Annotated in this window: 17 protein-coding genes and 2 pseudogenes; 2 read left to right on the forward strand and 17 right to left on the reverse strand. The window is 59.3% G+C overall.

Annotation, left to right across the window (positions count from 1 at the left end):
* Positions 1-12: 12 nt before the first annotated feature.
* The 15 genes and pseudogenes from BRAGE_RS55175 to BRAGE_RS0131675 form a co-directional block, all read right to left on the reverse strand.
* Positions 13-168, reverse strand: a complete 156-nt coding sequence (locus BRAGE_RS55175) for a hypothetical protein (RefSeq protein ID WP_156950889.1) — start codon at positions 166-168, stop codon at positions 13-15.
* A gap of 192 nt (positions 169-360) precedes the next feature.
* Positions 361-1407, reverse strand: coding sequence for a hydrogenase expression/formation protein HypE (hypE, locus tag BRAGE_RS0131610; protein ID WP_027557851.1), 1047 nt, complete (start codon positions 1405-1407; stop codon positions 361-363).
* On the reverse strand, positions 1404-2546 hold the full coding sequence (hypD, locus tag BRAGE_RS0131615) for a hydrogenase formation protein HypD (protein WP_027557850.1): 1143 nt from the start codon (positions 2544-2546) through the stop codon (positions 1404-1406). Before hypD ends, hypE begins: the two co-directional genes overlap by 4 nt.
* Positions 2543-2776 carry a HypC/HybG/HupF family hydrogenase formation chaperone gene (locus BRAGE_RS0131620; protein ID WP_027557849.1) on the reverse strand — a complete coding sequence of 78 codons (234 nt, stop codon included), beginning with the start codon at positions 2774-2776 and terminating at the stop codon, positions 2543-2545. Before BRAGE_RS0131620 ends, hypD begins: the two co-directional genes overlap by 4 nt.
* 2 nt (positions 2777-2778) lie before the next feature.
* The gene (gene hypF, locus BRAGE_RS0131625) at positions 2779-5034 is read right to left on the reverse strand and encodes a carbamoyltransferase HypF (RefSeq protein ID WP_027557848.1); all 2256 of its coding nucleotides are present in this window, start codon (positions 5032-5034) and stop codon (positions 2779-2781) included.
* On the reverse strand, positions 5031-5987 hold the full coding sequence (gene hypB / locus BRAGE_RS0131630; RefSeq protein ID WP_027557847.1) for a hydrogenase nickel incorporation protein HypB: 957 nt from the start codon (positions 5985-5987) through the stop codon (positions 5031-5033). Before hypB ends, hypF begins: the two co-directional genes overlap by 4 nt.
* Positions 5987-6328, reverse strand: a complete 342-nt coding sequence (gene hypA, locus BRAGE_RS0131635) for a hydrogenase maturation nickel metallochaperone HypA (RefSeq protein ID WP_027557846.1) — start codon at positions 6326-6328, stop codon at positions 5987-5989. Before hypA ends, hypB begins: the two co-directional genes overlap by 1 nt.
* Entirely contained in the window at positions 6321-7415 is a 1095-nt protein-coding gene (locus BRAGE_RS0131640; protein WP_027557845.1) for a hypothetical protein, read from the reverse strand. The genes hypA and BRAGE_RS0131640 overlap by 8 nt, the downstream gene beginning before the upstream one ends.
* Positions 7416-7515: 100 nt before the next feature.
* Positions 7516-8379, reverse strand: a complete 864-nt coding sequence (locus BRAGE_RS53585; RefSeq protein WP_084334173.1) for a hydrogenase expression/formation protein — start codon at positions 8377-8379, stop codon at positions 7516-7518.
* Positions 8379-8822 (reverse strand): hypothetical protein, encoded by a 444-nt coding sequence (locus BRAGE_RS52215; protein WP_035730314.1) that lies wholly within the window; start codon positions 8820-8822, stop codon positions 8379-8381. Before BRAGE_RS52215 ends, BRAGE_RS53585 begins: the two co-directional genes overlap by 1 nt.
* A gap of 154 nt (positions 8823-8976) precedes the next feature.
* Positions 8977-9267 (reverse strand): HypC/HybG/HupF family hydrogenase formation chaperone, encoded by a 291-nt coding sequence (locus BRAGE_RS0131655; RefSeq protein WP_027557843.1) that lies wholly within the window; start codon positions 9265-9267, stop codon positions 8977-8979.
* Positions 9268-9283: 16 nt separating this feature from the next.
* Entirely contained in the window at positions 9284-9865 is a 582-nt protein-coding gene (locus BRAGE_RS0131660; RefSeq protein WP_027557842.1) for a HyaD/HybD family hydrogenase maturation endopeptidase, read from the reverse strand.
* Positions 9866-9876: 11 nt separating this feature from the next.
* Positions 9877-10586: pseudogene (cybH, locus tag BRAGE_RS50440) on the reverse strand (Ni/Fe-hydrogenase, b-type cytochrome subunit).
* A 4-nt stretch (positions 10587-10590) separates the two neighbouring features.
* On the reverse strand, positions 10591-12375 hold the full coding sequence (locus BRAGE_RS0131670) for a nickel-dependent hydrogenase large subunit (protein ID WP_027557841.1): 1785 nt from the start codon (positions 12373-12375) through the stop codon (positions 10591-10593).
* A gap of 13 nt (positions 12376-12388) precedes the next feature.
* Complete coding sequence (locus BRAGE_RS0131675; RefSeq protein ID WP_027557840.1) at positions 12389-13489, reverse strand: hydrogenase small subunit; 1101 nt, start codon at positions 13487-13489, stop codon at positions 12389-12391.
* 884 nt (positions 13490-14373) lie between these two features.
* Here BRAGE_RS0131675 and BRAGE_RS53590 point away from each other — a divergent pair.
* Positions 14374-15449 (forward strand): annotated as a pseudogene (locus BRAGE_RS53590) (IS110 family transposase).
* A 363-nt stretch (positions 15450-15812) separates the two neighbouring features.
* On the opposite strand, the gene BRAGE_RS0131685 reads toward BRAGE_RS53590, so the two are convergent.
* Both BRAGE_RS0131685 and BRAGE_RS0131695 read right to left on the reverse strand, forming a co-directional pair.
* Positions 15813-17006 carry a DUF418 domain-containing protein gene (locus tag BRAGE_RS0131685; protein WP_051378217.1) on the reverse strand — a complete coding sequence of 398 codons (1194 nt, stop codon included), beginning with the start codon at positions 17004-17006 and terminating at the stop codon, positions 15813-15815.
* 989 nt (positions 17007-17995) lie between these two features.
* Positions 17996-18685, reverse strand: a complete 690-nt coding sequence (locus tag BRAGE_RS0131695) for a molybdate ABC transporter permease subunit (RefSeq protein WP_027557838.1) — start codon at positions 18683-18685, stop codon at positions 17996-17998.
* A gap of 1167 nt (positions 18686-19852) precedes the next feature.
* Here BRAGE_RS0131695 and dctA point away from each other — a divergent pair.
* Positions 19853-21163, forward strand: coding sequence for a C4-dicarboxylate transporter DctA (gene dctA / locus BRAGE_RS0131700; RefSeq protein ID WP_027557837.1), 1311 nt, complete (start codon positions 19853-19855; stop codon positions 21161-21163).
* Positions 21164-22193 lie beyond the last annotated feature (1030 nt).

Genomic DNA, 22193 nt, shown 5'->3' on the forward strand with positions numbered 1-22193 from the left:
TGAAGCGCCTTTCTAATCGGAAGCGAGCGGCGATGCTGCGACGCTGCCGTCAAAACGGCGCAGAAATTCAACGATATTTGACAAGGTTCGCAGGATTTCAAACCCACGGGTGCCGAGCGGATCGTGTGACCATGCGCTGCGCAACCGTCGAAACTGCGCGATGGCCATGAATCGTTTCGAATTGCGTTCTCGGCTCGTGGAAAAACTAACAACCGATATTCAGCACGCCCAAAGAGCAAACTCGCAGTTTGGCGGTGGGCAGATTGCCCATAGAAGGGATGGTTTCCAGAGCTGATGGGTGATGGCTCACGACCATTGCTCATAAACCTGGTTTCCAAAAGCTGGACGATGCGCAGCGTGTCAACAGATCCGAGGCAATTGTTCGCCCCACAACCAGTCGACAATTCGTCGACCGCCGAAACCGGTCGCCATCTGGACAAATTTCCGATTGTCAGCCACCGCTTCGCCAATATCAGCTGCATCGGACCCGAGCGGGTGTGCCTTCATGGCTGCAAGCACGGCGTCAGCCAAATCAGGTGCGACGATGGCAACGAGCTTGCCTTCATTGGCGACATGGATGGGATCCAGTCCAAGGAGTTCGCAGGTAGCCGCAACCGCCGGCTTCACCGGAATGGATGCTTCGTGCAGACGGAACCCGAGCTCGGATTGATGCGCAATCTCGTTGAGGGTCGCGGCAAGCCCACCCCGCGTGGGGTCGCGCATCACCCGGATGCCGCTACCGCCGGCGGCAACCATGACCGCCACGAGATCATGCAAGGCTGCGGAATCCGAGCCGACCTCGGTCTGAAGAGCGAGGTTCTGACGTTTTGACATGATCGTCACCCCATGATCGCCGAGGCTACCGGACACCAGCACACGGTCCCCCACCCGTGCCTTGTCGGCGGAGAGATCGAGCCCATCGGCCACAATCCCGATCCCGGTTGTAGAGATGAACAGACCATCCGCCTTGCCGCGCTCAACAACCTTCGTGTCTCCGGTAATGATGTGAACGCCGGCACTGCGCGCTGCCGAGCCCATCGAATCCGCGATCACCTTCAGATCAGAAAACGGGAAGCCTTCCTCGATGATAAAGCTGGCCGACAGATAGAGGGGACGCGCGCCGGACATCGCGACGTCATTGATGGTGCCGTGCACAGCCAGTGACCCGATATTGCCGCCGGGAAAGAACAGCGGCGAGACCACATAGCCGTCGGTCGTCATCACCATTCTGCCCGCCGCAACCTCAAACGCCGACTGATCATTGCAGCGGGCGAGCCATTCATTACCAAAGGCTTGGTGAAAAAGGCCAGAGATCAGCTGTGCCATGGCACGGCCCCCGGATCCGTGGGAAAGATCAACGCGTCCGTTCTCGAGGTCGAGCTTGCGCTGATAGCCCTTTACGCTCATGACGTCCGCCTCACCGGTTCATCGCGAACTCGGCCATAGGTCCAATACGCCGCGCAAGCGCCTTCCGACGACACCATGCAGGACCCTATGGGAGTTTCCGGCGTGCAGACGGTTCCAAACAGCTTACAATCGACTGGCCGCTTGGCGCCACGCAGAATCGCGCAGCACTCGCAGGCTGGATTGTCCGCGACACGCAGGTCGTGGATCGCAAAACGCGTCTCAGCGTCGAATTGCGCGTAAGCCGGTTTCAGCTTCAGTCCGCTGTTGGGTACGAGTCCGAGCCCACGCCATTCAAACTGCGCACGGAGTTCGAATATCTGCGATACCTCGTCTTTGGCACGCCGATTGCCTTCACGCGTCACCACGCGACTGTACTGGTTCTCCACCTCGTTGCGATCTTCGTTCACCTGCCGCACCAGCATCAGGATAGCCTGCAACACATCGAGCGGCTCAAATCCCGCGATCACGATCGGCTTGCCAAATTGTTCTGCCAGGGGCTCGTAAGGCTGCGTACCAATAATGGTGCTGACATGTGCAGGCCCGATGAAGCCGTCAATTGGAACCCCGCCGGTGTCGCGGATTTTGGGGTTCTCGAGAATGCTGTGCATCGCAGAGGGTGTAAGCACGTGGTTGCAGAACACGCTGAGGCCCTTCAGCCGCTTCTTCTCGGCAATTCGGATCATCACCGCCGTCGGCGGCGTCGTAGTCTCAAATCCGATGGCAAAGAAGACCACCTCGCGGCTCGGTGCCTGTTCGGCGAGCCTGATAGCATCGAGCGTCGAGTAGACCATCCTAATGTCGGCGCCGAGCGCTTTAGCTCGCAACAGGGAGTGTCCTTGAGACCCAGGCGCACGCATCAGGTCGCCGTACACGCACAGAGTGACCTCTGGTCGGTCGACAAGCCGGATCGCCATATCGATTCGACTGGCGGGCAGAACGCAGACCGGACAACCGGGCCCGTGGATCATGCGGACGTTCGCGGGCAGCAGATCCTCCAGGCCATAACGGGAGATCGCATGAGTGTGCCCGCCGCAGAACTCCATAAACCGATAGGCCCTTTGCGAACTAACCTCGGCGCCAATCGCACGCGCAATTCCTTGAGCGATGGCCTTGTTGCGAAATTCGTCGGCAAATTTCATGATGGGCGTTCCCCTGCGCTGCCCAGCTCCTGCAGCAGCTCCAGCGTGCGCTCGGCTTCCACCGGATCGATCTTGGCCAACGCATAGCCCACATGGACAAGGACGCAATCACCGACCTCGAGCTCGTCGACGAGAGCAATCGATATCTCTAGGCTGATGCCGTCGATGGACACTATGGCCATGTCGTTGGGAAGAATTTTTGCAATCTTTGCCGGAACCGAAAGACACATAGTCAGGCTGATCCTCCCCTGGCGGACGACTGTTGAGCTATCTGCAGAGCGGCAATCCAGGCCTGGCCAAGGCTCAAACCGCCATCATTGGGCGGCACCCGCCGTGGCATGAGCGGGATAAGGCCGGCAGCGCTGCAACCGCGCGGGATTTCATCCGCCAGCGCCGCGTTCAGGAAGCAGCCACCGCTCAGAACGACCGTGTTAACGCCAGTTGTCCGCGCAGACCGCGCGACCCAGTCAACGCAGGCGGCGGCGAAAGTGCCATGAAACAGGCCGGCTCCGCCCACCGCGTCAATGTCATCTGCAATCAACCGCGCAAATAGCGGGCGAAGCGACAGCACGCCACCATCGATCGTCCAGCCGGCTTCGAGAATCGCAGTCCGCCGCACCAGCGCCTCGAGCTTCATCGCCGCTTCGCCCTCATAGCTCTGCAAACTCGCAATCCCCAGCAGCGCCGCTGCGGCGTCGAACAATCGGCCCGCACTGGTCGTGGTGGCCCCGCCCGGCTGTTCGAGCAACGCCGACACACATCCAGCCTGCCGTTGTGCCGCAAAGCGCAGCCCGATTTCGTTACCCCGACCGAGTCCGTGTAATACTGCGCTGGCCATCCGCCACGGCTCGCGGGCTGCACGATCTCCACCGGGCATTTGCAGGGGCGCCAAGTGCCCGATGCGTTGGCACCCCGCCCCTTCGCACAACAATAGCTCGCCACCCCAGTTACCGCCCTCGGAGCCAAGGCCATGGCCATCCAGCACCAGGGCAAGCGCAGGTCCCGCATGACCGTGCTCGGCGATCACTGCGGCAGCGTGTGCGTGGTGATGCTGGACAGCGACCAGCGCGCGGCCATTGGCTTCCGCAAACCGGGTAGAAGCCATATCAGGATGCAGATCATGGGCCATGGCGACAGGCTCTACATCAAGGCTCGATGTAAGGTGTCGGATCGTCTCCTCGAACGCGCGGATGCCTTCGGCCGTATCCAGATCGCCAATATGCTGGGAGACGAACGCTTGGTTGTCCCGCGTGATGGTGACGGTCGATTTCAGTGCGCCGCCGACGGCGAGCACGGACGGCACCGACTTCGCAAGCCTGATCGGTTCGGGAACATAGCCACGGGCACGACGAATGAATCGCGGCCGGCCAGCCACCACCGAGACCACGGAGTCATCAGCACGTGTCACTATATCGCGATCATGGGTCACGATAAGGTCGGAGATCCCCTTGAGCCGCCGCAGCGCCTGCGCGTTGTCGATCAGGAGCGGTTCGCCGCAAAGGTTGGCGCTGGTGGCGACGATGATCGGGCTGGTCCGCGCACATGCCCCTGCCGAGCGAAGCGCATGAAGGATGAGGTGATGCAGCGGCGCTACAGGCAGCATGACACCCACGCGAGATAAGCCAGGAGCTATGGCGGGCGCCAAATTGTTGCGCGAACACAGAAGGACGATGGGGCGTGCTACGGATTCGAGCAGCGCAAGCTCGGGCGCATTCGCCTCCGCGATGTCGCTGACGCGCTCTATGGAATCGACCATAACCGCGAACGGCTTCTGAAGGCGCTGCTTTCTCCTGCGCAAACGCTGCACGGCATCCTGGTTACGCGCGTCGCAAAGAAGCTGGTATCCTCCGAGCCCCTTGATCGCCACGATTTGTCCCCCCGCGATTGCCGCGGCAATGGCGCTGATCCCATGGCTGAGCCGAGGCCCGCATGTCGGACACGCGATCGCCTCCGCATGGAACCTGCGGCTCGCCGGATCGGCATATTCGGCCGCGCAGGCAGCGCATAGCCTAAAAGCCCGCATCACGGTGTTGCGGCGGTCGTACGGAAGCCGTTCGGCGATGGTGTGCCGTGGGCCGCAATGGCAGCAACTGACGAAGGGGTAAAGGTAATGCCGACTTTCTGGATCGAACAGCTCGCTGAGGCATTGCTGGCAGGCAGCAGCATCAGCGACGATCTGAGTTGACAATTTGCCGGCTTCGCTCGTGCCGATCGAAAATTCTTTCGCCTCGAGCGCCGCCGTCTCCCGAACGCAGATGTGGTCGATGCGTGCCAATGGAGGTGCCTCGAGCGGCAACGTTGCTACAAAGTCCGACGCACGGTTGCCCTCGACCTCGATCGTAACACCCTCGGGGCCATTGATGACAAACCCAGCCAATCCGTAGCGCACGGCGAGTCTATAGACGTAAGGACGAAAGCCGACCCCTTGCACGGCCCCAGCCACGCGCACGCGCAGTCGCGTTCGGTCGCAGGTGGTTGCGGCGCTCATCGCCTTATGTCCTCTACGGCGCGCCTTTGATACCATGCCCGTCTATCGATCCAGGCGTAGAGCGCGCCAAGCCCCTCGCCTGTACGAGCCGAAACTAAAAGCACCTCGATGTTTGGATTGACTCGTCTGGCGTATTCGATCGTCTTGCCGAAATCGAACTCAAGCAGCGGGGCCAGATCAATCTTGTTGATCACCATGAGCGACGAAGCTGCAAACATATCAGGATATTTGAGCGGTTTGTCTTCACCTTCGGTAATGGATAGCAGCACGATCTTGCAGGCCTCGCCAAGATCGAATGCTGCGGGACAAATCAGATTACCGACGTTCTCGATGAAGAGAATACCACCCGTGAGCAGTGGCAACTGGCGATAAGCCTCGCCAATCATTGCAGCGTCGAGATGGCAACCCTTGCCGGTGTTAACTTGAATGGATGGCACGCCGGCGGCCCGAATGCGTTCGGCGTCGTTCGAGGTGTGCTGGTCGCCCTCGATAACCCCAACCGGCCGGCTGCGCTTGAGCTCAGACGCCGCGCGGACGAGTAGCGTCGTTTTACCTGCACCGGGACTGGATAAAAGATTAAATACAAGCAGGTCATTGGCGAGAAAGAATGCGCGGTTGTGCGCCGCAATCCCATTATTCTTGCTAAGAATATCGCGCTCGATCTGAATGACCCGCTCTCTGCTCATACCCGCGACCTTCAAGCCAGCCTGCCCGGCACCGCTCAGAAGCGCCTGGCCACCATAAGCCTGGTGATGGGCAGAGCGAGGATTGCGACTATGACTATCGCCAGCATGGTTCGAACGCTGCGGCCCTTGGTCGTCATGCGGACGGGCACAATGGCGATCGCAATCGCCCTGCATATGGGCATCGTATCCCTCATGGCGCTCCGCATCATGCGCCTTGGCGCGCTTGGTCGACGGCGTCCCTTCGGTGCAGCCGCAAACGGTACACATCAATCGATCTCCAGCTCTTTCACGCGCATTTGTTCGCCCGCGGTTACCTGCAACTGATAGCTGCCGCAGCAAGGACAGCATTCACCGCGTCGCGCAATCTCGACGCTCTTCGAACAGCTCATGCACCAGGCAACGCCTGGCAGTTCGACGATATTAAGGACTGCCCCCTCGGCGGCCGTCCTCGTTGCAACGACAGCAAAGCAGAACCTGAGCGCTTCAGGCGCGGCATGGGTCAGCGCTCCGATCTCTAGACAGACGCTCCGCACCTGCGAGAACGATCGCCGACGTACCTCCTCCTCGACGATTTGAATGATGCCGAGACAAATCGCCATTTCATGCATCGCCAACTTCGCGAAAATTGAGGGTGAACCCGACGCATGGATCGAGCGAGGCGATCACCGCATCGACTGCATCCCGACGTCGTCCAGCCATCAGCACCGCTCCCTGCAGGCTGCGGACAAGCGGTCCGCACGGGTGGAAGTTCCACTCCGTCGGCGCAAGGAATTCGAAGCGGGATATCCGGCCTTGAGGATCGAGCTCAACCGCGTGGTAGAGACGCCCCCTGGCGCATTCGACCGCGGCCGCCGCACGGGCGGGGCCTAACTTGTATCTTTCGATAATCCCGTGCTCTGCCGAGTCAATCTGAGCACCGGCCTTGAGCCAGGCACATAACCGGAGCGTTTCAGCAATTCTGGCCCTCAGCCGCTCGGCCGCACCGGAAGGGCTGGGCGAGAGTCGATCACGCGTCATTTGGCGCGCCCATGGACCCGTCTCGGGCACGTTTCCGTCAAGATCCGGACAATAGCAAAACCTCGCGCCATCCACGAGCAGCCGCGTAACGATGTTGAGGTCGTCAGCAACGGACAGGAACGAGTGCTCCGCCGGAATTCGCTTAGGGTCGATCTCATCAAGCGCTGCAATGCGAAGCGCCAATGGGCTACCGGACCTCATCGCGCCCCCCTCATTCGTCATGCCGAGCGCGTTCAGCGCAGCCACGATCCGCGCTGTTGCTTCGCATTGAGCGGAGTGCCGGGGTGAGTGTGCGCTGCCGAGAAGCGCTGACATTGCCCACATCAGGGAGCGAATTGCCGCCGCACTGGCGATGTCTTGCGTAAGATGTCCGACAAACAGGGCCCGTAGCAAATCCGCGATGCGCTCGATAACGATAAGCGTAATACGACGCTGTTTTGTTGTACGAGTGATCACTTCGTCCCGCGCCGTCTCGACCGCGGACAGCAGTGCAGCTTGCTGTGCAGCGGCACACAATGCGAACAGCCGCGGCAGCACCCTGAGCAGCGACGAGACTTGCTTGCCAGCGAACAGCCGTGCCAGCGGCGGCCTGACTCGCGGAAGGATCTCGATCGCGGCGACTACGTCGGCAGCTAGCGATACGGTGACATCGATTTTGTTGCCGGCAGCGAGGCTCATGCGCACCGCTCCACCAACATCCTGGGCGAGGTATGCCGGCGGTCGCCGCGCCCGCTCCGTCCATGGGATCCCTCCAGAAGGCGAACCTCCTCCAAGCTTTTCATGTGAAGTACGCCTCAATAATTTCCTGCATGCGTTCGGCAGAGTCCTGCAAATCCTCGTCGGCAGCCAACGCTAGCATCGGCACGCAGCCGACCTCCAACGTATCAAGGATGATATTGTCCGTAGAATTGAAGAACTGGACCGACCAGACGTTCCTGATCCCGGTCGCCTGCACTCGGCATGTGCTGTAGCCGCGGAAGATGAGTTGGACCGGACCATTCCCCAGGCTTTGCTGCAGGAATGCCCGGTCGATAACGCTCATCGGCAGCAAGGTGAGATTGATGACATGCGCGCGCATTCCAAAGCGCCAGACGCGGGCCCGCTCGCGTATTTCGGCGAGCACCGGTTGCACGTTCATCGCGCCGTCGGGCGCGGGGCCGATCGCAAGGTCGGCGGACGTCAGGTCAGTTGCGGCGCGCCGGACAATCTGCGGGATCGCTCCGACCTCAAGATATTCGCGCGGCGGCTCGCTTCCGATGCGCACGCGCCAAATTCCTGCAAGCACGGACTCACGGATTTGCGCCAAAGAGCCATCTGGCAGCGCAACCACCCCAGCGACCTCACCGGCTCCAAGCACTTCGCCTATCAGCTTGCGCTCGGGATCGCTGAGATTCGCGAGTCCGTACAGTTGTGTCCGAGCGCCGCTCTTCTGTCTGCCAACGGCAGCGGCGGCATTTGATAATAGCGCGGTGGCATTCGGATAGGTCTTTGCAAGCTCGTCACCGTCGCGCCAAGCGCGCTTGGCGAGCGCACTCGTACTCGTTAACCCCCTGTAGAATACATCGAGACTTCCAGAGCGGGTGGCAAGGTCATTCGCCGCCCCGTCGGCGACGTCGGACATAACGCGGATCGCTGTTTTCATCATGCGATGTTCCGTTGGCTGCATCGTGAGGCAATGCACTTGCCGACATAAGCGCTGCCGGCGTGTGGCCGAACCCTCGGTACCGAAATGCGATCGATCGCGACGAAACGGACCGGTCTCCTACCAATCAGGCGGAGTGTATCGTGCCGTCGGGTGAGGATCGGCGTCGACGGGCCTCGCGGGTCGAGCCACTCAACCAGTTCGCCACCTACGGCGCGCACACGCACTGCCCCTTGCCTGCGCCGCCGAAACGTCTTGACCATCTCAGAAAGTAAGAATGCGACCTGGATGATGCGGAGCAAATATGTGGGATCAGCCGCCGGCAGCGGCATCACGGCCGCTTTCACGAGAGCATGCGCGACCAGGCACGCATCGACGCTGACGCGCTCGGCGTCGGACGGAGCGGGCCGCGCCAGACCATGCTGCGCCGGCTGCAACTTCATCACACGCCTTTCTGATACTGTTCGGTTCTGCTAGGAGGGTAATAGCAAGGCGCGTGCCAATCAGAAGCGCCTGACATTTTCCATGCCGAGGTTACGTGCGACTGGAATTCGATTTGTGAGCAAGCTTGATCGGCGCAACTGGCGAGCGGAACTGCTAGCGTAGGTGCTCGGGCAATTGCGGCTCATGACCGATCAAGTCCGCAAAGAAGCGATCGCAGTCCTGGCCGTTGAGGGTGGCCTCAAGTCCTTCAAGTGCTTCCGAGATCAGCCTTGCTTCATTTTCATCCAAAAGCCGCACCGCGGTATCGATATGAACGAGCACCTTGGCGCCGGCCGAGGCGTCGGAGAGCAGCATGACCGATACGCGCCGCTGTTCATTGCCATACTTGCAGAGCGCCACGATGCCGTCGGTCTCGACAATCGTCATTGGCAGGCCAAGGCACATGGTCAGTCGCGGGCCGCTAGATCGGCTGCGCCCCCATCTCATAGTTTGCATGGTCGATATTGTTTGCCAACAGCCGTTCTGATGCAGGCAGCGGCGCGGTCCGCGGCTTTGCCGGCGAGCCCCACTGCGCCAGGAGTTTGCAAGCCAGTTTAATCGCAGGCGCAATCTGGAGGCGTACCGGGGCGGTCAGCGGACCGCCCCAATGCTCCAGGTTCATCGGCTGACAGCCGATGAGAGCGAGCTCTCGCGGGCGACGGCCAAGCAGGTCGGCCGCACTCAAGACCTCCTGAAAGCCGGTCTGATGTAGGCTCACCTTCTTGACGGCGGTAAATTTTGGCACTTCGTCATCTCGCACCAGCTTCAACTGCCCGGGCAGCAATCCATAGTCGACGGCATCGAACACGATCAGGCAATCGGCCTGCTCCAGAAAACTGACGAGGTAGAGCCCCTGTGTGCCGCCATCGAGGACCGTTACGTTGTCATCGATCACGTAGTGCCGGTGAAACTCCTCGACCGCCCGCACGCCGAATCCCTCATCGGCCCACAGGATATTTCCGATGCCGAGCACCAGGATCCTTTTCTTGTTTTCCGGTTGCATCCGCATTCCAGTCAATCGCGAAACCCACACTCACCCGATATCACAGAAGCGATGCTGCGGCGCGACATTAGTCTTCCCGGACGGCCGCGTAGATGTGGACCAGCGCAAAGGTCACGATCACCCACAGGCCGAGATGATGCCAGGTATGGACGTCCTGACTGTTCGGCCAAATTGAAAATACCCAGCCGAATAGCGTGTACTGCCAACTGTCAGTGCCAGCACCTTGCCCATAAAGTGCAAAGCCTGTGATGACCATGAACGTAATTGTCTGCGTAAACATGAAGAACATCGCGAGCTGAGCAAGACGGTTGTGCCCGACGCGCCTCCCGGGCTCAACTGTCAGGAACGCATACCAGCGAATCTCGTGGTACACTTCGCGCCAAAAGCACTTGCGCCAGAGCGGCACCCAAAAGATCTGCATGGCATACGCGTTTCCGACTAACGCCCAGTAGATCCGCAGAAGAAAGCCGATACTGAGCACATATCCCGCCGAGAGATGAGCAAAGCGGATATAGCCGAACAGGAAATTGCCGCTTGCCTCTCCCGACATTGCCGGTGTCCCGGTTCCAATGACATAGCCGCTTAAACTCAGCATCAGAATGGCCGCAGCATTAACGCAATGCCACAGTCGCACCGGCGCGTCAGCGATGGTAGCGCCGATGCTGCGTTCAGTGGGTTCCGCATCGACGGCGGTAATGAGCTTCCGAGCTCTGTCCAGCATGTCGTTAACGAACATTCACTGACGCCATTTCCTGGCCGTCAGGACTCATCACGTGAGTCGAACAAGCCAAGCACGGATCAAAGGAATGGATCGTGCGCAAGATCTCCAAGGGCCGCTGCGGATCGACCATCGGGGTACCGATCAGGGCGGCTTCAAAAGCGCCAATATTGCCCTTGGGATCGCGAGGAGATCCGTTCCACGTCGTCGGCACGACACATTGATAATTGTCGATCTTGGCGCCCTTGATCTTGATCCAATGCCCAAGCGCGCCGCGTGGGGCCTCACTGAACCCGTAACCCTTAGCCTCCTTGTGCCAGCTTTCCGGCTTCCACTTGCTGACATCGGCAGTTGCCGTATTGCCTGCCTTGATGTGGATTACCAACTTATCCTGGAAATAACGCATCTGATGCGCCGCCCACTGGCATTCGAGCGCCCGCGCCGCAGTACGGCCAAGCGTCGAGAACAGCGCAGTCAGGGGAAGATTGAGCCCCTTGAGTAGTCTCTCGGCCGGCTCCTTGAACTCGGCTTTGCCTTGGGCATAACCGATGATGTATCGCGCCAACGGCCCGACCTCCACGGCGTGGCCGCGCCAGCGCGGCGCTTTGATCCAGGAATACTTGCTGCCTTCGTCGAGTTCCTTGATATCTGTCTTGCTGCCTTTGAGTTTTGGCCCAAGTTCAAAACACGGCTCGGTGATACCGTCCCAGGGATGCAGTCCACAACGATCGCTGGGGTACCTATACCATGAATGCGCGACGAATTCCTGGATCTGCTCGGGATCACCATGGTCGATCGGCAAGATCTCCTTGAGATTGCCACCAAGAATGACCCCGCGCGGCAGCTTGAAACAGGAAGAGTCATTTGCGTTTTCGGGGATATCGCCGTAGGACATCACGCTCTTGCTCGAAAGTCCGCCGCCATGGAGCCAGTCCTTATAGAACGAGCAGATCGCGACAATGTCGGGCAGGTAGACCTGCTCGACAAACTCGATCGAACGGTCGATGATCGAGGAGACGATGTTCAGTCGCTCCATATTGATTGCACCCACCGCACCAGTTCCGTCGATGTTGATCGCGCAGGGCACGCCGCCGACCAGCCAGTTCGGATGCGGGTTCTTGCCACCATAGATGGCTTGGATCTTGACGATCTCCTTCTGGAAGTCCAGCGCTTCCAGATAATGCGCTACAGCCATCAAGTTCGCTTCCGGTGGCAGCTTGTAGGCCGGATGCCCCCAATAGCCATTCTTGAACGGACCGAGCTGCCCTGATCCGAAAAATTTGGTGAGCCGGATCTGCAAATCCCTAAAGTAGCCAGGGGACGACAGCGGCCAGGGCGAGATAGACTGCGCGAGCGCCGAGGTGGACTTGGGATCGGCCTTGAGCGCGGAGACCACGTCGACCCAATCCAACGCGTGCAGGTGATAGAAATGTACGAGGTGATCATGCACGAGCAGGCACAGCTGCATGATGTTGCGGATTGAATTGGCATTCTCCGGAATCGCAATTCCTAGCGCATTTTCAACCGCGCGCACGGAGGTGAGCGCATGGGTGCCGGTGCAGACCCCGCAAATCCGCTCGGTGAACGCCCAGGCGTCGCGCGGATCGCGTCCGCGCAGGATGACTTCGATGCCACGCCACATCGTTCCGCTTGAGACCGCATTGCGGATCACATTGTCCGAATCGAGATTGGCTTCGACACGCAGGTGGCCTTCGATCCGCGTCAGCGGGTCGATGACGATTCGCCTGCCTGAACGATCGAGATTGAACCCATTCGGTGTCTGGACGGCCAACGTCGCCCCCTCCTTAACTCAGTTTGCCTTTGGGGGCTGCGCGATCCGACTTGTGGGTCAACCGCTTCACTGCGGTGACCGCCGCATGGGCAGCGACCGTTAGCCCAACTACGCCAGCAGCGGCCATGCCGATCTGGTCGGCGTTCTCCTCGATGCCGAACTGCTTGATGGTTGTGAGACGGTCGTAAAAAGACCCATTATCCCAGAAGCCGTCTTCGGAACAGCCGAAGCAGCCGTGCCCGGATTGAATCGGAAATGAGACGCCGCCGTTCCACCGAATGGCCGAACAGGCATTGTAGGTGGTTGGCCCTTTGCAGCCCATCTTGTACAGGCAATAGCCCTTGCGCGCGTACTTATCGTCCCACTCTTCGACGAATTGGCCAGCGTCGAAATGGGAACGCCGATAGCACTTGTCGTGAATGCGCTCGGAATAGAACATACTTGGACGCCCTCGGCGATCGAGCTCCGGAAGCTTTCCGAACGTGGTGATGAAAGTCACGAGGCCACTCATGACTTCTGCGATAGGCGGGCACCCGGGCACCTTAATGATCGGCTTGTTGGTGATCACCTTATCGATCGACGCCGCGCCAGTCGGATTGGGCTTGGCCGCTTGCACGCATCCCCATGACGCACACGTGCCCCAAGCGATGATCGCCATGGCCTCTTCCGCCATGCACCTAAGCTTTTCAACGAACGGCTTGCCGCCGTCAATGCAGAACATGCCCCCCTCGTTCAGCGGTGGATTGCCTTCGACGGCGAGCACATACCTGCCTTTGTACTTGGCACGAGTTTCCTCCAGGATGGCTTCGGCCTGGTGTCCCGCCGCCGCCATGATCGTATCGTCATAGTCGAGCGAAATCATCGAGAGCAGCGCGTCCTTGATCAAGGGATGGGCCGAGCGGATAAAGCTTTCCGAGCAGCAGGTACATTCGAGCCCGTGCAGCCAGATGACGGGCACACGTGGTTTGGTCTCCAAGGCGTTGGCAATACTGCTTGCGGCGAGCGGACCAAGTCCCAAGCTCGCGGCAGTCAAAGTGCAGAATTTGTGGAAACTACGACGCGTCATACCTTGGCGTCTGATCACGCTGTAGAACGTTTCCGTTGGACCACCCATAAAGCCTTCCGTGTGAGTTGTCGTCGGCCGTAACGAATTACTGACGTTCAGCAAGAAACAAGCCAGCGAAGCGAAACACTTGACAGATACCAAGTCACCGCTTCGGCACTGCGGACTATCGAAAGCAGCGAGCCATAGGCTGCGCCATTGATCTTTCATGCAAACGGTGTCCTGTTTTGGACGTTCATGTGAGCACTTCTACAGAGCAGCAATATAGTTCATCACTGCATGACGACTACGTCATGCTCGCTTTTGCACGACCGCAACACTCACACGTCATGCCGGCTCTTGAATAGAATTGGTGTTGCTGACGGGCACCGGCCTGCTCTCCAGTCTTCATCAGACTTGCCGATTGCTGACCAATGAGACGTTAAAGCCCGCCCATAGAAGCAACTGCAAGCAGCCCGCCAAAGCAGCTGCCGAGCGATGAAGAGAAGCCGCAGAAGAGTGCGATGCGCGCACTACCTTCACTTTTTAAGTATGATCGATCCTATCTGCCTTTGATCCCAAGCGGCTCGCCTCACGCTGCAGGGGAGAGAGTCTGAAGGTTCTGAGCTATCACAAGAGCGTTCATCGCGAGCCGATCGACAGTAATGCGAGATCGTCTTGGCGCCTCGCGACACCAAACCCGCTTGCAAGAGCTTCTTCGTGATAGCGGAGGCGATCTCGTTGTTGCAGCACTGGCGCGAGCCGGCCGACGCAGACAGCAGGTGACGGCGCCGACCTTCAGTCGACATCGATGGGTAGTAGCAACGGTGTCTGCCCAGATGCCGTAATGGGCCCTGCTCCGAGCAAGGGGTAATGATGGTGGCTGTCCCCCGATAGATCATGAAATGGGGTCACGACCTGAGTCGCCCACAAGCATCTGGAGAAGGAGGACAGCCGTGGAGAACTATGCCGGAATTGACGTATCATTGGAACTGTCGAGCGTATGCGTTGTGGATGCCTAAGGTAAAATCCTCAAGGAAGCGAAGGTCGCGAGCGAACCCGACGCCTTGGTTGAATTTTTCGAGACGCTTGGCTTTGCAGTGAATCGGATCGGGCTGGAGGCTCGGCCGCTGTCGCAATGTCTGCATGCGGGGTTGAAAAGAGCAAGGTTCGAGACGGTTTTGCTCGAAACTGGACATGTGAAGGCCGCATTGTCTGCGATGCCGGTGAAGACTGATCGCAAGGATGCGCGCGGGATCGTCCAGTTGACACGGATGGGATGGTTCCGGCCGGTACACGCAAAGTCGGTCGATGCGCAGGAGATCCGGGCCCTCCTAATCGCACGCAAACAGCTTCTCGGGCGGCTGATCGACGTGGAGTTGAGTATCCGCGGGATTTTGCGCGGCTTCGGGCTGAAGGTTGGCCCGGTGACGCGGAAGACTTTCGAAGCGCGGATCCGAGAGTTGGTTGCGGGGCAGGCGACATTGGAGCGCATTGCTACAGCGATGCTTTCGGCACGATCGGCCTTGAAGGCAGAGTACGGAAGCTACACAAGGCTGTGCGGACAATTGTGCGTGACGATGCGGTTTGTCGCCGCCTCATGACAGTGCCGGGTGTTGGTCCGCTCGTGGCTGTTACCTACAAATCGGCGATTGATGACCCTCATCGCATCGTAAAATCGAAGGCGGCAGGCGCGCTGTTCGGGCTTACGCCAATGAAATATCAATCGGGAGAAAAGGACGTCACAGGCGGGATCACGTTGGCCGGCGACGAGACGGTGCGCACGGGGTTGTATAAAGCCGCCAACGTTCTGCTGTCGCGCATCACGCGGTTCTCAAAACTCAAGCGCTGGGGGATGGACCTCGCCAAGCGGTGAGGTTCGAAGCGTGCGACAGTCGCTCTGGCACGTAAGCTGGCAGTGATCCTGCGCCGGATCTGGGTCGACGGCACAACTCACCGATGGACCGAAGCGGGGCTGATTTGCGGCATAGAAGATGTGGAGGAGATCAAAAACGCAACCGGGCCGAACTGAAGCCCAGTGCCCGAAGTCCCGTCGCCGGGACGGTGGATCCGGTGAAGCCGCTACACGTCATCCAACGATCCACGCGTATCTAGATAGGCTCACCGCTCCCTCTGACAGCATGATGTGCGGCCAGGCGTTGACCACGGACAGAAGCATGAGCTCGGCGACGAGACGTTCACGCGGGAGGCTTGACATCATCGTGCCCATTACGAAAGGCCGTGTACTCTTAAGCGACTGGCCGCCTGATGTCCGCTCCCCCAACCGGCGGAAAAGCGGACACCTCCGGAGGTCGCTGAAGGCACAAAATCAGCCGTACCCGCTTGGGCGACTTCCACTTGAAGCAGAACGCAGCTTGGGTATCGGGGGCCCGCATCAAACTGCTATAGTCGCGCGCATGATGGCTGAATTGGCCGTTGCCCGCATCGGCTGCGGTACCCCATACATGCTGGAGCGCCAGAGCCACTCGACCGGACCGAACCGATAGCGGCGCAGCCACCAAGCGCTGAACACCACCTGCGTGACATACACGAAAATGCCGATCGCCAGTGTCGCGGCCACGCCGAGGCGGCCAAATTGGCCTAGACCATAGCCGTAGAAGATCCAGCCGCAGATCACAGATTGCGCCAGATAATTGGTGAACGCCATGCGGCCAAGCGGCGCGGCCCAGCCGAGCATTCTCCGCCCGCCCGGGAGGTTCACAGCGGCGATGACTGCGGCGGCATAACCCAGGGACAATACGACCACGCCCAGCTCTTCCACCAGAAAGCGCGCGCGACCGAGCGACGGCCAATCGAAGAGCTCTTGTCGTGCTGCCGGGAGATTCAATCCGCCGCCGAGAAGAATGGCAGAGGTTGCGATGACGAACAGCAGGCGCCGGTTCGCCGAAGCCCAACGCAAAACTCCGCTGCGCCACGCAAGGGCGCCGATGAGGAACAGCGCGACAGTGCGCGGAAACACCATGACGTGCAGCGGAAAAATCGCCGGCACCTCGCGGATCCGAAACGCGAGCACATCGAAAAATCCGCCCGTGCCGTACACACGCGTCGCCTCCGCGGCAAGAGCGGCCATCTCGGCTTCACCCGGCAGCGGCACGATCGGCGGTAACAGCGGCATGGTCACGTAGAGCCCCAGGAGCAGCAAGGCTGCACCTGCCATAAGCCACTGCGGGCCGCCGAGAAAGTGCAGCACCACGAAGCCCGCCAGCGCGTATTCGACCAGAATGTCCCCGTTCCAGATCAAATAGAGATGCACCAGGCCAATAGCCAGCAACACCAGCAGCCTGCGCACGAGCAAGATCATGCGCCGTGCATTGCCGGCAAGCCGCTCGAATTGGATCGCAAGGCCAACCCCAAACAGCAGCGAGAGGAGCGAAAACGCCTTCAACTCGACCACAACCGTCAGCACAGCCGCCACCACCTGGTCGAGCGGCCCCGCCCGCTCCACGTTTGGTAAGAACAGCGCGAAGATGGAGATCCGAAATATGGTCACGATGTTCATCGCGAGCACGCCGAACAGGGCCACGCCCCGCAGCACGTCAATGGCGTCGAGCCGCTCCGACGGGTTCATAGGCTTTCTTGACGCGTCACTCGCCGGCGCAGGTTGCGAGCCTATGCTTCCGCCGGTCATTGCAGGATTCCCCCCATTTGCGATGGAGAGATTTAGAATGCCGCCTCGTACCGCGTCAAACTACCAGAATTGGGCAAAGTCTCACATTGCGCTCGATGTGAGTTCGGGGTTTTGTCGGATCTAGCCGATGTGGTCCGGATGGGACCGGCAAGGTCCGGTTGAGGTTCAAGGCTCCCCTCCGCAGCTAGCATGCCCTTGGTCGGGTCATCTCTCGGAAGAGGACATCGCCGCGCTCTGAGTTAAGGTCAGCCACGCGTCACAAGCTGACATGCGCGACCGAGAGAGGCGATCAACTAAGGGGGCACTGCGCTCAATTATCTTCTTGGCAAGGGCCACCTGATGTAGCGGATCGGTCAGGTCGAGCCGAACGAAGAGACAGGTAAAAAAAGCCGTAGCTTCAGGTGATTGCTTCTGTCAGCTTAGCGCTCAAGTTTCGGGCATAGGTCGTAAAATGAACCTCCAGGCCAGATGTTTTCGTTGGCCAACTTGCATTCCTCCGAAGTCATGCGCAAGAAGTATCTCGATCATGTGACTGCCGAAACCGCTCCTGGTCGTTGGGCCGCCGGTTTCCCGCCAAGAGAACTCCTCCCCTCGAAAGCCCAACCGATAAGAACATAGCCTTCATCACAGGAAAGGACCCCATGCTTCACCAGCATTCGTCGCGAACTCGTGGATCGCCATCGCAAGGGACAGAGCCTGCTTTGACTTCAGCTCCACTGCTGGACCAGACAACCTTAAGCGATCGGCGCTCGAACCGTACGGTGCGAGGAGCGGAGTGCACTGAATTGAGCCGATTCCAGCAGCCGCCGCGGCCATAACAAACTTGTTCATTGTAGCCCCAAACTTGTTCATTGTAGCCCCGCAAGGATTGATGGATCTGGCTTGCAATACTGCGCTCGGTCGCGATCGGATATGTCCGACCAGCTAACCTAAGACGGTTCGGTGCCTCTCCTGGCACAGTGTCGGTCGATGAGGGCTAAGGTGGAGATTGCCGCAAAGGCGAACATCACCATACCGCCGGCAACTACACTCGCCTCGCGCCAGCGCGATGCTTGGACGTAGTCTACGACGTAGGCTGACAAAACCTTGGTGCGCCCAGGAATGTTGCCGCCGATCATCATCACGACGCCGAATGTGCCGATCGTATGAGAAAAGCCAACCACGGCGGCTTTAACAACCTCCAATCGCGCCAGCGGCCCCCTGATGGTAATGAAGGCATACAACGACGAAACGCGCCCCGTAGTTTCCAAGTGACGATCTCCTATCCCAACAAAGGCGTTACGGAACGGCTGCACCACCAACGGTAACGCCGAGAGGACCGATCCGATCACGATTCCTGCGAAGGTAAAAGCGAGCGTGCGCTCGCCCCACAAAGTGGCGAGAACGCCACCCGGCCCGCTTGGGCCGAGCAACACGAGTAAGCAAAAGCCGAGAGCTGTCGGCGGTAGCACCAGCGGCAGGGCAATCATCGTCGTTACCGCCTCACTCAAAAGAGTCTTTGAGCGGGCTAGCCACCAAGCGAGGGGCACACCAATCACGAGGAGAATCACGGTCGTTACGGCGGCTAGCTCAATCGTGAGCGCAACAGATTGCGCAATCTCTGCCGAAAAGACATCCATGTGCGTCAGCCCAAAAGTGAAAGCAGGTCGTCTTACGGTTCCAGTGATCGCCTGCACGTCCGGCTCGCCCAGGCATGTGGCGCGGGTCGCGTTTTAGTCGCGCCGCGCTTCATGGCGGCCGCCACGTTTACGCGCGTCGTTTCTACGAGCAAGAGCAGCGTCGCAGGTCTCATCGGCAACTCCTGTAACAGGACCGCCTCCATCCATCTGACGGCGGCACCTCCTCGTTTGAAATCAGCAATTCCTGTGCCGCTTGCGAACGGCGCGGCGCGCTATGCGCGACATGGGAGAAATTCGCATAGACGTCGACGTCGCTGTGGCGCGGAACTAACGCTATGTCAGATTTCTGGCATCTCTGTTGCCGAGCAGACAGGCGCGGTCACGCAACGGAACGGCAGAATTTGATGCGGCCAGAGATGCCTAGGTAGTTTGTCGGTAGCTCAAACACCGTACTCGTTTGGCCGGTAATGAAACGGATCGCAGGAGGCCTGCCCCTTGGCAGCAACGCGAACGATCTAGCTGAGTAATCATCGTGACGCAGCTTCTGCGACTCGGCAGAAGGCGCGGGCCGAGAGCGAAGGCGGAATCTCGACCAACCTGCCTGATGCGCATCGTTAGCGCAGGCTGGAGACAAATGCCCCGTGCACGACGAGCTTTGCCGCTAGCGACAAGGCAGTGCATCGATTCAAGATATTGCCACGCAATCGAGCTCCTAAAAGGCTTCCATCTCGTAGATGAGTGCGATCCAAACTATCAATTTTACCGATGTCATCTACTGTTGCATCCATCAGCAGTTGGCGCATATCGATCACGCTCGGGCTTCTATCCCGAGACGGGACTCCGCTAATGCGCTCAGCCGATCAAGTTGCGCGCCTCGCTGCGACTTTTTGTTTCGACCTTGCGAACGCGGGCCGAGCACCCAAACCGATACCGCCCGGAGACAGACGGTTTGTCCGAGACTGCTTAATCGGGCGCACTTTGAGCAACTGGTGCATATCTTGCTTAACAAGAAGGGATAACGCAACTAAACGCCTGCCTTTGGAACGACGCGCCGGCTCTCGGAACCGTCTTCAATCGGACACGGCTAAAATGATGAGTCTCGTATGACGCTGTCGTCGCTCAATGACGCGGTGGCTCGCATTCGAGTATATTAGGGAAGGAAGCGTCATGACCACCATGGCAACTGCGGCGCCCGCACGCGCGTCGCAAGCTTGGTATAAGATTCTCTACGTGCAGGTGCTGATCGCGATCTTGATTGGCGCCATGGTCGGTTGCCTATGGCCCTCTGTCGCGACCAACGACTGGGTCAAGGCGCTCGGTGACGGGTTTATCAAGCTCATCAAGATGGTGATCGCGCCGATTATTTTCTGCACCGTCACATCTGGTATTGCGCATATTCAGGATGCGAAGAAAGTCGGGCGCGTCGGCGTCAAGGCGCTGGTCTATTTCGAGATCGTCTCCAGTTTTGCCTTGGTGTTGGGCCTGCTTATGGGCAATCTGGTCCAAATCGGTCATGGCCTTGCGGTCAAGCCGGATGCCGCGGCGGTCGCCAATTACGTCAAGCAGGCGGAAGCCTCGAAGACCGTCGATTTCTTTCTCAACATCATTCCGGATACCGTAGTCGGCGCCTTCGCCCGCGGCGATGTTCTGCAGGTTCTCCTGTTCGCGATCCTGTTCGGCTTTGCACTGATGGCGTTAGGAACCCGCGGGGAGCGACTGCGAGGCATGATTGACGACGTCGCGCACGCTGTGTTCGGCGTGATCGCTATCATCATGAAAGCGGCTCCGATCGGCGCCTTCGCGGCCATGGCCTTCACTATCGGCAAGTTCGGGCCGGCAGCACTCGGCAATTTGATCGGTCTGATCGCGCTGTTTTACGCGACGGCGGCGTTGTTTGTCGTGGTGGTGCTCGGTTTGATCGCGCGCCTCGTCGGCTTTTCAATCTTCAAGTTCATCCTCTATATCAAGGACGAGATTTTGATCGTGCTCGGCACATCGTCCTCTGAAAGCGCGCTGCCGCAATTAATGGAGAAGCTCGAACGGCTGGGCTGCTCCAAGCCCGTGGTCGGCCTGGTGGTGCCAACTGGCTACTCCTTCAACCTCGACGGCACCAATATCTATATGACACTTGCGACCTTGTTCATTGCCCAGGCACTCGGGGTCGATCTCACCTTTGGCCAGCAGCTCACGATCCTGCTCGTGGCAATGCTAACGTCGAAGGGAGCAAGCGGCGTCACCGGCGCGGGCTTCATCACGCTCGCTGCGACGTTGTCGGTGGTCAGCCCAGCGCTGGTGCCGGGCATGGCAATTGTATTTTCGATCGACAAGTTCATGAGCGAGGTGCGCGCCCTTACTAACATCACCGGCAATGGCATCGCCGCCGTGTTCGTATCCTGGTGGGAGGACGAGCTCGAGCACACGACGCTGCAAGCTCGGCTCAACCAGCCCAACGTTTCCACCACTATCGACACACGATGAGATAGGTCCCGGATCCTGACCGCCGCCATTCAAAGATGCGTTGAAAGCAAGCGCAGCGACATTTCTCGTAGTTTGAATCGAGACAGCCGACTTGACGAGCCGGAACTTTCACGCGCGATCGCCAGTGCGCAGCCCTTGCCCCACCTCGCCCGGGGCCAGCCGCCCTGGAACGATGCCCATCGAGCAAAAGAGTCGGGGCTTTTTTTACCAGTCATTTTCAAGCGCGTCTTTCACCGTTAAGCTTCCGGCCATCTGAACGCTTCTGCGACATTTGCCGCGCCAGATATCAGGACTGCGACAGAACGTGTCGGCCTGACAAACTTGTTGTTGCTCCCCGTACAATCGCATGTGTGCGGTCACCGCGCTTGCCTTGTCCGACCAACGACGTGGTAGCGATCCTGTGACGCAACTCATCATCCCTTGTTAAGGTCCGCGCTGTCGCATTAGATCAGATGGTGTGTGATCAGCGCGGATTAGATGGCACCTTGACAGAGCTGTGGCGGGTCGCAGACGGCTAGTGTCGGTTCGGCGTCGCTGCGCGCGCGCTTTTGATTCCGGCCAACGCCCCGGAGGCCAGTCCTCCGCACCGAGGCGTAAAGGCCCGTAAAGGCCCGCAGGACATACAAAGCGGTCGCGTAACTTGGCCTTCGTATCTCGGCACATGAGTACCGGCGAGATGAGTGGTTCGGCAGCTTGTCTTTGTTCTTTCCGGTTCGGCCAGGCGCCCCTGATTGTTCCGGCTCAACGTCTTGACTGAACTGCAGCCGCTGTCCTCCTGCGGCTGGTTATCCTCGGCTGCAGCCTCGAGCGCCTGCCCGGAGTTATCGGCAACGGAGGAATGCAGGCACTTGAGCATCGATCGCGGGCGTGTCACCGCGCCATATTGAAAGGTTTAGGACGACTATACGTACGTCTGTAATGCAATTTTTCTCTGCGCGTGCTCAGGTCACCACCAAGCAATCGAGCGGAACCGCTCACCAGCGGGTGCTGGTGCTGAGTATTGCCTTATTTTTGCCTAAAATGTTATAGC

Source organism: Bradyrhizobium genosp. SA-4 str. CB756, assembly GCF_000473125.1.
Classification (GTDB): Bacteria; Pseudomonadota; Alphaproteobacteria; order Rhizobiales; family Xanthobacteraceae; genus Bradyrhizobium; species Bradyrhizobium arachidis.